The following is a 9,720-nucleotide window of genomic DNA, read 5'->3' on the forward strand; positions in this document are numbered from 1 at the left end:
AGAACATGAAGAATGTACTGACCCGTATTCAGTCACGACCGGAACTCATTATCGTGGCGTTGATGGTGCTGGTGATCGCGATGCTGATCGTGCCGCTGCCGGCATATGTGCTCGATTTCCTGATCGGCTTCAACATCGTGCTGGCGCTGTTGGTCTTCATGGGATCGTTCTACATCGTGAACGTCCTGGAGTTTTCGACTTTTCCGTCGATCCTCTTGATTACGACACTGTTCCGACTGGCGCTGTCGATTAGTACCGCTCGTTTGATCCTGTTGCAGGCTGAGGGGGGGAAGATCATCACGACGTTCGGTCAGTTCGTGATTGGCGACAACCTGATGGTGGGTTTTGTTGTGTTCGCCATTGTGACGATCGTACAGTTCATCGTGATTACAAAAGGGGCCGAGCGTGTGGCCGAGGTCGCTGCGCGCTTTTCGCTCGACGGGATGCCCGGCAAGCAAATGAGTATCGATGCCGATCTCAAGGCCGGAATCATCGACAGTGAGGGTGTTAAGGAGCGTCGCCGCTCGCTTGAGCAGGAAAGCCAGCTATATGGTGCGTTCGATGGTGCGATGAAGTTCATCAAGGGCGATGCGATTGCCGGGATCGTGGTGATTTTCGTGAACCTGATTGGCGGGATTGCCGTGGGGATCATGCAACACGGGATGACGATGTCGCAGGCGCTGACCACCTATACCATCCTGACAATTGGAGATGGGCTGGTCGGCCAGATTCCGGCATTGCTGATTGCAATTGCAGCAGGCTTCGTGGTGACGCGCGTAGGCGGTTCCGGAAAAAACCTGGGGCAGGGCATTGTGGGGGAGCTCTTCACGAACCCGTTCGTCCTGTTGGTTACCGCAGTCATTGCACTGGCGATTGGTATCTTGCCGGGCTTTCCGTTCATCGTATTTTTGGTGATTGCGATTGGACTGGGGGCAGTGGTCTTGCGCAAGCGCATGGCGACGCGCGTCGCGGCTGGCGAACCGGCGCCGAAGGGGCTGGTGAGCAAAGTGGCGGCTGGCCTGAAGGGCGCGTCGGCTCATGGGGCGGCGCCGGAACTGAAGCCAAAGCTGGACGTTGATCGATTGATTCCAGAAACGGTCCAGTTGATGCTTGTGGCATCCGAACAGAATCGCGAATCGATGGAATCCCAGGATGTGATCGCCAAACTGCGTGAACGGGCGTTTATCGAAATGGGGGTTCGCCTGCCCGATATCCACGTGCAATACGCGCCTGACGTTGATGCGTGCAAGGTGATGCTCCTGATCAATGAAATTCGCGCCGCGACGTTTTCCATCGCATTTGACCGTCATCGTGTAATCGGATCGACTGCGATTCTGGACGGTTTGCAGATGAACCCGCTGCTGCTGCCGGATAACGCCGGCGGAGAGGCGTATTGGGTAAAGACAGAGCAGGTGCAGGGATTGCACCGGATGGATGTCCAGACACGTTCCGCGCTGGATGACCTGTATGGCCAGTTTTTGTCAGTAGTATTGCGCAACATAACGGAGTTCTTTGGAATCCAGGAGGCGAAGCGATTGCTGGATGATATGGAAAAAAAATATCCCGAGCTGCTCAAGGAAAATTACCGTCATGTTTCAGTGCAGCGTATCTCTGAAGTATTTCAGCGTTTGCTGAAGGAACGCATTTCCGTGCGAAATATGAAACTGATTCTTGAGTCGCTGGCGCAATGGGGGCCGCGCGAAAAGGATCCTGTGATGCTGGTTGAGCATGTCCGGGGGGCGCTTGCGCGCTATATCACGAACCGTTTTGCCGTCAGTGATCGACTGAACGCCGTGGTCTTGTCCGCCGAGTTTGAAGAGCGAGTCAATAAGGGCGTGAGGCAAACCTCCAGTGGTTCATTTTTGAATCTGGAGCCCGCTCAAAGTGAAGCGTTATTGGATTTGCTGGAAACTGGACTGGGGGGGATCGGATATTCGCAATGTGATGTCGTTGTTTTAACTTCGATGGAGGTTCGGCGTTTCGTCAAGCGTTTGATCGAGAGCCGGTTCACCGAACTCGAAGTGCTGTCGTTCGGGGAAGTCGCTGACGGTGTCGAAGTCGACGTGTTGCGCACGGTATAAAGGAGGATATTCACCATGAATATCGATATGGTTAAGTTGGTACGTGACAGCATGGCATTGCTTGGCTGCTCAAATCTGGTTGATGAGAAACTGGATGGGCACTCGCCGATTCGGTTGAGTTTCAACTCGGTGCCGGATATGTATGTTCAATGCGAGGATGAGCACATCAGGATCTGGAGCAAGCTCGAATTCAGTGGTGATCTTCAGTTGTCGAACGCCGCGTCGGATTTGCTTGGGTACCTGATGCCACGCGTTTCGGCGCATTTTGTGGTGCATCGGCCGTTGTTGTCGTTGGTCGATGAGGAGTTGCTGCTTCATGGTCAGGTCGAGGACATGTGTGGGTACGATGTCGAGGCCTTTACCGAGGCGCTGCAGTCCTTTTATGAGGATCTGTGCGCTGTCAACGAGATTTTGACACGATAGGGCGCGCATGAGCATTCTGCAGTTGGCGCAGCGCCTCGCGCATCCGCGTCGCATTCAGGGGCCCATCATTGAGGCGCCGCTTGCGGATGTCGCGATCGGCGAACTGTGTCTGATTCGGGCGCACACTGAGGCGCGAGAGGCGGTCGGGCGGGCCCAGGTGGTTGGGCTCCGCGATGACGTGGCGGTACTGAGCACGCTTGGCACGACCACGGGTTTGTCGCGCCAGGCCGTGTTGGTGCCGACCGGTGCGCGATTGACGGTCGATATGTCCGTGGACATGCTCGGCAGCGTCGTGGACGCGACGGGCCAACATGTCGCTTCGTTGCGCGAAAACGCTCCGGTCGGTGGTGGCAGGCAGCGGATGGAGATCGACGCACCCCCGCCGGATTTCAGGCAACGGCGTGTGATCGACACCTGCATGCCGACCGGCATCCGGGCGATCGACGGGCTGCTGACCTGCGGGGTCGGGCAGCGGGTGGGAATCTTCGCTGCGGCAGGCTGTGGCAAGACGTCGCTGATGAATATGCTGATTGAGCACGCGGCCGCTGACGTGTATGTGGTCGCGCTGGTGGGGGAGCGCGGACGCGAAGTCTCGGAATTCGTCGAGCGCGTGCGGGCGTCATCGCGTCGTGACCGGACCATCGTCGTCTATGCGACCTCCGATCGTTCGTCGGTGGATCGCTGCAATGCAGCGTTGGTCGCGACTGCGATCGCCGAATATTTTCGGGATATGGGCATGAATGTGATGCTGTTCCTGGACTCCATGACACGTTACGCCCGGGCCTTGCGCGATGTTGCGCTTGCAGCGGGCGAACCGCCGGCGCGACGTGGCTATCCGGCGTCGGTATTTGAAACCATGCCCCGCCTGCTCGAACGGGCTGGGCGCACCGAGACAGGCAGTATTACCGGGTTTTATACCGTTCTCCTCGAAAACGAGGACGAGCCGGATCCGATCGGCGACGAGGTGCGATCGATTCTCGACGGGCATATTTATTTGAGTCGCAGCCTGGCAGGCCAGGGGCATTATCCTGCAATCGATATCCTGCAAAGCGCCAGCCGCTTGTTCGAGGACGTGACGACTTCGGATCATCACCGATTGTCGCGACAGTTTCGCAGTCACTTGGCGCGTCTGGACGAGATGCAGATTCTGGTCGACCTGGGTGAATATCGACCTGGAGAAAATCCCGACAACGACAGAGCCATGGCGAAGCGCGCGGAGCTCGATGCTTTTCTGCAGCAGCCGTTGAACGAACGGGCCGATTTTGGCCAGACACTGGAGCGGATGAGTGAAGCCGTCTAAGCGGATCGCTGCGTTGTCAAACGTGCTGGTGCATCGAGCAAGTGCTATCCAGGCTCAGCTGGCGCGTGAACGTCAGCATCTGGGCGCTATCGAGCACGAGATCGATACGCATACCAATGCGATTGCGCATTTGCGCGACGAGTTGGTTACCACGTTGACGCCGTCTGGTGTGGTGCGTCGCAATGCGTTGATGCGGATTCGCGGCCAGCAGGCGGTGGGACGTTTCCAGATCGCGTGCCATCAATTGGAGGTGACGGAGCTGGAGGCGAGTCGAAACGAGGCGAGAGAGGCGATCGCGAAAGCGCAGAGCGCCGCAACAGCACTGAGACGCAGGCAAAAAAAACACGAGAAGTGGATGTGTCGAATGCGGGCGCAGCGTCTGTTGCGGCAGGATCTTCAAATGGAATCGGAAACGATGGAAAGAGTGGGATATGACCACGATCGATAACGTGTCCCGGCCAGGTGCAACGGGAATGGATGAATCAGATCATCACGCATCTGACACGACGACGCTCAAGCAGCGATGCCAGAAGGCAATGGCTGACCGGCGCAATGTCGCGACGGACGGCGCAGAGCGGGAGGTTTACGCCGTGACTGACGATATGGGGCAGGCGCCGGATAAGGAGGATTTTTCCCGCCACGCGACGCATCGCAAGTCCTCGGAACGTGAGCGCAAGCGTGAACGTGATCCTGGTAGCGGATGTGGCGTGATGTTGTGGGGGGCACCCGTGCCAGATCGTCAACTTTCGGCTCGCTTTGATGGTGCCGGGCGAGCGATTTCCCTGTCTGCCCAACAAGCGATGGCCGGAGGCCACGAGGCACGACTGGCAAATGTACGGCAGGGTCGTGAGGGCGGTCGGATGGACGGCGGTATGCGGCCCGTGCATGTGAGGGCTACTGGTCAGGAGCCGTCTCGCGCCCACGGCAACGGGGAAGTGAGTGCCGGCAGCCGCGTGGACAAGCGTGACGCACATCCGGCAAACGTGCGATCGGATCGCGAGGGCGGGCAAGCAGGCTTGCTTGCACAGTCCGCTCACGCGGGATCTGTTGAACTGGTGCAGCCGCGCGCTCACGGCGCGGGGCAAGGGAGCGTTGGCGGCCACGTGGAGACGCGCGAAGCGCCACTGGCAAGCGCACAGTCCGCTCATGCGGGATCTGTTGGGCCGGTGCCGCCGCGCGCCAACGATGCGGGGCAAGTAGGCGGCGGCAACCACACTAAGAAGCGCGAGGCGCTACCGACAAATGCGCGACAGGCCCAGCAGGGCGGGCTAGCGGACCTTCGTGCGTCGCCAGCCCGTGCCGGAATGCATGGAGATACGTCGCGTCATACTGACGGCTCGCCCACGATAAATGGATGGCATCCGCAAGGTGCGGTCAGCGGGAATGCCGGCCATGGACAGGATGTGTCCCAGGATTTCGCCAAGCCGCCGCGTGCAGAGTTGACGCGATGGACGCGTCTCGATTCGCCGGCTACCTCGACAGCGAGCTTTGTCCGGTCGACCACATCAACGGGTCGCACAATTCGCTATCAATTTAATTCCTGGACCGGGGAACCCGCAGTCGACGTCCGAACCGATGTTCCGGGACCGATGCAGAAGTTCACTGTGTCGACCTCGGACGAGACTGTGGCGAACGCACTGTCTCGATATCAGGATGGGCGGCCCGGCACGGTGGCGATTCAACGTGAGGGCGGGGGCCAAGAGAAGTCGCACCGACATCGGGCTCAGTGGACGCAGGACGACGAATGACGGATGCACGATTGAAACTCAGGCAAGTGGACACGCGGGTACCGCGATTGGTGCAGCATGTCGCAGGTTGGTCTGCCGGGCATGCGGCAACCGTTCAAACGATTTGTCTGCGACGAGGAATGGTTCGGATTGAAGCCATGGCGGCAGGGCAGCGCTATGTCGGTTGGGCCAATGCAGTCGAATTGGCACGGAATGCCTACCCGGCGTGGCGTGATGTCGCGTGGCAGGCGGTAGATGCGCGGCACTTGTGTGCGTTGATGAATGAAGATGACGCAATTCGTCGCGTATTGGTGGCACCTGCAGCTGGCTGGTGTGACGTGAAGTGTATGTGCGTTCTGGACGCAGATAGTCCTCCTGAGCCCGTCTTGCGGGTGGAGGCAAAGGGGCGCATTGCCGTCAGTTTCGTGGAGTTGCCAGCTCGACTGCCGGTCTGCGACAGCGCCGCGCGTGCTGCCCGTGTGCCGATCACGCTGCGTTATGCGTTGGGCCGGACGGAGGCGCCGTTGGTGACATTGCGACGCCTGCGTGTCGGTGATGCCATATTAATTCAGACGTGGGCTCCGGAGGTCAAGGCGAGTAGCCAGAGGATGTTCACGTTTTCGCTAGAAGGAAACACGATGATCTTGAATGACAAAAGCGACGGTGCGCAGGCAAGCGCGACGCCCGCCGGTGGGGAAGCCCGCCATGCGCGCGCAAGCGATGGGCGTCCGTTTGAAGTGGATGCACTGCCCGTCAAGCTTGAGTTTGTGCTTGAGCAGAACGAAACGACAGTCGCAGAGGTCGCCGCACTCCATGCTGGCATGGTGGTGCCGTTGGCGCCCGGTGCCGAGCGCGAGGTGACCATTTATGCCAATGGCCGCTACTTGGCTCGGGGTGAACTGATCCAGGTTGGTGAAAGGCTCGCGGTTGAGCTGCAATCGATCGAATTGGCTGAGCCGAAGTGAGGTGCAATGCTGAATCATGATGTACTGCTAATTGCGATCCTGTCGGCTGCGACCCTGTTGCCTTTTGTGATCGCGTCGGGAACGTGTTACGTCAAATTTTCCGTCGTGCTGGTGCTAGTGCGCAATGCGCTGGGGATCCAGCAGGTGCCGTCGAACTTGGCCCTGAACAGTATTGCGCTGATTTTGTCGCTGTTTGTGATGATGCCGGTTACCCATAGGGCTTATGAATATCTGCAGTCGCATCAGGTCAATGTCATGGACAGTCAATCGTTGAACGATTTCGTTGATGGCGGGCTGGGTGACTACAAGCGATACCTTGAGCGCTATGCGGATCCGGGGCTGGTCAAGTTCTTTGCACAGGCACAAACGGCAGGGGCTAACAATGCCGATGGGGATGCGGGCGCTGTCACGAACGAGGATGCGGGCGCCAACGCGCACTCGCTGATGGTATTGCTGCCGGCCTATGCGCTCAGCGAGATCAAAAGCGCCTTCAAGATAGGCTTCTATCTCTATGTGCCGTTTCTGGTGGTCGACCTGATTGTGTCCAATGTGCTGCTGGCTTTGGGCATGATGATGATGAGTCCGGTGACGATTTCCGTGCCGATCAAGTTGATTTTGTTTGTCGCGATGGACGGCTGGACGCTGATCTGCAAGGGCATGATCATGCAATACATGAATTTGATGAAGTAGCGATCACGCTTGCTAATCGCGGTTGATGACAGGACATAAAATTGGGTGAACTAAGTTATATAGGCAGCAAGGCCATTGTGCTTGTGATTCTGCTGTGCGCGGTGCCAGTGGCGGTGGCGACGATTGTTGGGTTGATTGTCGGCCTGTTTCAGACCGTCACGCAGATTCAGGACCAGACTCTGCCTTTCGGGATCAAGCTGCTTGCCGTATTTGGTTCGTTGCTGCTTCTGTCGAACTGGATCTCGGCCAAGTTGATCGCGTTTGCCATCGAGGCCGTGACAATCGGACTGAAGTAAGGGGGCGGTGTGTCGGATTACACGCTGTTTGCCCAATACTATCGCGAGCTCGGTTCACTGGCGATCGGCTATGCCCGCGTGGCGCCCGTTTTTTATCTGCTGCCATTCCTGAGCGACCGGACCGTGTCCAATGCGATCGTCAAGAACATGGCGATCTTCATGGTCGTGCTGGGTTTGTGGCCTGCCATGGCGCATCCACATCCGGGCACCTGGGGCGAATTGCTGGCGCTGATGATGCAGGAAGTAATGGTGGGTCTCGTGTTGGGGCTGACGCTGGCACTGCCTTTTTGGGCCGCCACTGCATTGGGCGAGCTGATCGATAATCAACGCGGCGCCACGATCAGCGATTCGCTGGATCCTGCAACGGGCATCGAAGCATCAGTGTTTTCGCCATTTGTGAGCCTCATGTATGCAGCGATCTTCCTTCAGCAAGGCGGGATGCTTGTGATCGTGCAGGCGATCGCCGACAGCTATCGACAAGTGGCGGTCGGAGGCGTTCTGCATGTCGATCTGCTGCGCTTTGGCACCTTACTGACTGATTCGGTGGCGAAGGGATTGGTGCTTTCCGCGCCCGTTGCGATCGTGATGTTCCTGTCGGACGTGCTGCTGGGGTTGTTTTCGCGCTTTTGCCCGCAGGTGAACGCATTTTCTTTGTCGCTGAGTATCAAGAGCGTGTTGGCGTTCGTGATTTTGCATTTCTATTTCGTGGATGCGGTGCCTTCGGCGCTCACGCGTGTGTTCGGACTCCATCCGTTCGCACAATTTTTCACTTGACGTATGGCTGAAAAGACTGAGAAACCCACTCCGAAGAAACTGCGCGATGCGGCGAAGAAGGGGCAAACCTTCAAGTCGAAGGATCTGACGACGCTGATTGAACTGGCGGTCGGGGCGGTGGCGACGGTGTGGCTCGTGGATGTCCGGAAGGTCATGGACGTTCTGAATGCATTGGCCGTGCAACGTGAACTTCCAACGCCGCATGCATTTTTGTCGGCATGCGTTCGGGAAGCGTTGTTCATCGTTGTGCCGCTGCTCATCGTGTGCGTGGTTGCGAGTGCCTTGCCAAGCCTGATCATGAGTCGGTTTGCGGTGGCAACCGAAGCGATCAAGTTCGATTTGAGCGCGATTAACCCAATTAGCGGGTTCAAGAAGATATTTAGTCTGAAAACGCTAAAGGAATTGCTGAAGGCGATACTGTATCTGATCGTCACTGGTGTAACCATCAAACTGTTTGTGGCAGAGAAATCGCGCACCCTATTCCGTACCTTTGATCTTCCAACGATGGCAGTTGGGCATGTGTGGATGCGACTGACGCTGGAGTTGATCCTGCTTTTCCTCGCCTGTTCGGTGCCGGTGGTGGTCATAGACGCCGTGGCCGAATACCTGCTGTATTACAAAAATCTCAAGATGGACCGTCATGAGATCGAGCAGGAGCATAAGAATACCGAAGGGGACCCTGAGATCAAGGGACGTCGTCGCGAGGTCCACATTGAGCTTTTGTCTGAAGAGACGAAAGCGAATATTCGGCAGTCCGACGCGATGTTGGCCAATCCGACCCACATCGCGATCGGAATTTACATGAATACGGCCATCGCGCCGCTGCCGTTTGTGTCTGTGCGTGAAACCAACGCGCGGGCACTGGCCGCGTTACGTTACGCAGAGCAGGTGGGCGTGCCCGTGGTGCGGGATATTGCGCTGGCGCGTTCGATCTACCGCCACTCACGGCTGTATACGTTTGTTGATATCGAAGATCTTCGACAGGTATTCGAGGTATTGAAGTGGTTGAGGGAGGTGGAGCGCGCGAACCAGCCGGACGTGGTGCCGGACGACAGCGCAGATGAGCGTGTGCGTCCGGATGTCGCAGAGGATTGACAAATAGATTAATTGTATTTCGCATGATTTTTGAAAGTTGTTTCGTGGGGCGGAGCGTACAGTGAATCGTGTTGCATCGCCGCATCGAAACGCATTGATTGGCTAACAATTGACCGGTATGAGGATGTGGTATGGCCCAAAAAACGCGTGACTCCGATGTATTTGAATTGGAAGAGATGGCGCCGTCGATGTTTGAGGCAATTCAGGCTGGCGCGACCATCAAGGATATGCAGGGTATCTCCCAGGACTTGATGGATGGCATCTATGCCTATGCGTATCGATTCTATCAGCAGGGGCGTCTGGACGAGGCGGAGGTGTTCTTCCGGTTTCTGTATATCTACGATTTTTACAACGTGGACTATGCGATGG

The 9,720-nt window shown here is 57.3% G+C and carries 11 protein-coding genes; all 11 read left to right on the forward strand.

The window, feature by feature from the left end; genetic code table 11:
- The first annotated feature begins 5 nt into the window (after window positions 1-5).
- Complete coding sequence (locus WS45_RS28025; RefSeq protein ID WP_059532904.1) at window positions 6-2,081, forward strand: EscV/YscV/HrcV family type III secretion system export apparatus protein; 2,076 nt, start codon at window positions 6-8, stop codon at window positions 2,079-2,081.
- A gap of 15 nt (window positions 2,082-2,096) precedes the next feature.
- Complete coding sequence (locus tag WS45_RS28030) at window positions 2,097-2,504, forward strand: hypothetical protein (RefSeq protein ID WP_059532871.1); 408 nt, start codon at window positions 2,097-2,099, stop codon at window positions 2,502-2,504.
- 7 nt (window positions 2,505-2,511) lie between these two features.
- Window positions 2,512-3,804, forward strand: a complete 1,293-nt coding sequence (sctN, locus tag WS45_RS28035; RefSeq protein WP_059532874.1) for a type III secretion system ATPase SctN — start codon at window positions 2,512-2,514, stop codon at window positions 3,802-3,804.
- Window positions 3,791-4,252 carry a hypothetical protein gene (locus tag WS45_RS28040; protein ID WP_156437312.1) on the forward strand — a complete coding sequence of 154 codons (462 nt, stop codon included), beginning with the start codon at window positions 3,791-3,793 and terminating at the stop codon, window positions 4,250-4,252. The genes sctN and WS45_RS28040 overlap by 14 nt, the downstream gene beginning before the upstream one ends.
- 856 nt (window positions 4,253-5,108) lie before the next feature.
- Window positions 5,109-5,552, forward strand: coding sequence for a SpaN/EivJ family type III secretion system needle length determinant (locus WS45_RS36680; RefSeq protein WP_441294168.1), 444 nt, complete (start codon window positions 5,109-5,111; stop codon window positions 5,550-5,552).
- Complete coding sequence (gene sctQ / locus WS45_RS28050; RefSeq protein ID WP_082722053.1) at window positions 5,549-6,496, forward strand: type III secretion system cytoplasmic ring protein SctQ; 948 nt, start codon at window positions 5,549-5,551, stop codon at window positions 6,494-6,496. The genes WS45_RS36680 and sctQ overlap by 4 nt, the downstream gene beginning before the upstream one ends.
- A gap of 6 nt (window positions 6,497-6,502) precedes the next feature.
- Window positions 6,503-7,186, forward strand: coding sequence for an EscR/YscR/HrcR family type III secretion system export apparatus protein (locus WS45_RS28055; RefSeq protein WP_059532886.1), 684 nt, complete (start codon window positions 6,503-6,505; stop codon window positions 7,184-7,186).
- A 41-nt stretch (window positions 7,187-7,227) separates the two neighbouring features.
- Window positions 7,228-7,482, forward strand: coding sequence for a type III secretion system export apparatus subunit SctS (gene sctS / locus WS45_RS28060; protein ID WP_059532888.1), 255 nt, complete (start codon window positions 7,228-7,230; stop codon window positions 7,480-7,482).
- 9 nt (window positions 7,483-7,491) lie between these two features.
- Window positions 7,492-8,256 (forward strand): type III secretion system export apparatus subunit SctT, encoded by a 765-nt coding sequence (gene sctT, locus WS45_RS28065; RefSeq protein WP_059702675.1) that lies wholly within the window; start codon window positions 7,492-7,494, stop codon window positions 8,254-8,256.
- Between the two features lie 3 nt (window positions 8,257-8,259).
- Window positions 8,260-9,351, forward strand: coding sequence for an EscU/YscU/HrcU family type III secretion system export apparatus switch protein (locus WS45_RS28070; RefSeq protein WP_059532895.1), 1,092 nt, complete (start codon window positions 8,260-8,262; stop codon window positions 9,349-9,351).
- Window positions 9,352-9,482: 131 nt separating this feature from the next.
- Window positions 9,483-9,720 (forward strand): tetratricopeptide repeat protein (locus tag WS45_RS28075; RefSeq protein ID WP_179950400.1); only part of this gene is annotated, 238 nt, incomplete at its 3' end.

Origin of the sequence: Burkholderia sp. RF2-non_BP3, from assembly GCF_001522185.1 — a bacterium.
GTDB lineage: Bacteria > Pseudomonadota > Gammaproteobacteria > Burkholderiales > Burkholderiaceae > Burkholderia > Burkholderia diffusa.